This window comes from Bacillus sp. LR--39 (assembly GCF_053613335.1).
In genome coordinates this window covers 1-757 of sequence record NZ_JBSIOT010000768.1, presented here as the reverse complement: position 1 = coordinate 757, position 757 = coordinate 1, and the positions used below count along the sequence as shown (strand labels likewise).

Sequence of the window (757 nt, the reverse complement as noted above, 5' to 3'; positions counted from 1 at the left end):
GGCGACGATAAAGCAGGCGTGAATCGCGCCCGGCAGCCAAAAGATACAGGTCAATATGAGATTCAGCAAGGCCTGAAACGGTTTTCCCGAAAACAAAACAGCAAGCGGCGGGCATAAAACTGCCAGCAGGTACATCATTTCCTTTCACTCCTTTCAGCTGTAAAAAAGGACAGCCTCACATGTCAGGCTGTCCTCTTTTGTTTTATTGAATGCCAAGCGCAATTTTTGCGTATCTGGACATTTTATCCCTAGTCCAAGGCGGATTCCATACAATGTGAACCTCTGTGTCTTTCACTTCAGGAAGGTCCGCTAATGCTTTTTTCACCTCATCCACGATAATCGGCGCTAAAGGGCATCCCATTGATGTCAGTGTCATCGTCACGTGCGTTAAGCCGTCTTCATCCATGTCAACATCGTATACCAAACCAAGGTTCACGATATCAACGCCAAGCTCAGGATCGACAACCTGTTCCAGGGCGCCCATGATGTTTTCTTTTAATGCTTCTTCCACGTTCCCTCACTCCTTTTTTCTACAGTATAACGTAAATTCAGCTCTTGTTAATAACTTAGTGCTTTATAAGTACGTTTCAAACCATTCAATCGTTTTTAACACAGCTGCCCGCGGGACTTTATGGTCAGCGTTTTCATCTCCGATAAATTGCAGGCGTTCCGGCTGCTCGCTGTAATGGGATTTGATCGTGTCATAAAATTTCCGGGTCGGCGCGTAAGGCACGACCTTATCTTTTGCGCCGTGCCA

At 46.4% G+C, this 757-nt stretch carries 2 protein-coding genes and 1 pseudogene; all 3 read right to left on the bottom strand.

All coding sequences use genetic code 11. The features are described from left to right. Positions 1 to 138 (bottom strand): YqaE/Pmp3 family membrane protein (locus ACWHAR_RS26420; protein ID WP_452088341.1); only part of this gene is annotated, 138 nt, incomplete at its 3' end. A 64-nt stretch (positions 139 to 202) separates the two neighbouring features. Beyond that, positions 203 to 511: a metal-sulfur cluster assembly factor gene (locus tag ACWHAR_RS26415; protein WP_014479422.1), complete on the bottom strand. Its 309-nt coding sequence runs from the start codon at positions 509 to 511 to the stop codon at positions 203 to 205. A gap of 63 nt (positions 512 to 574) precedes the next feature. Next, a pseudogene (locus ACWHAR_RS26410) lies at positions 575 to 757 on the bottom strand (esterase); the annotation flags it as partial.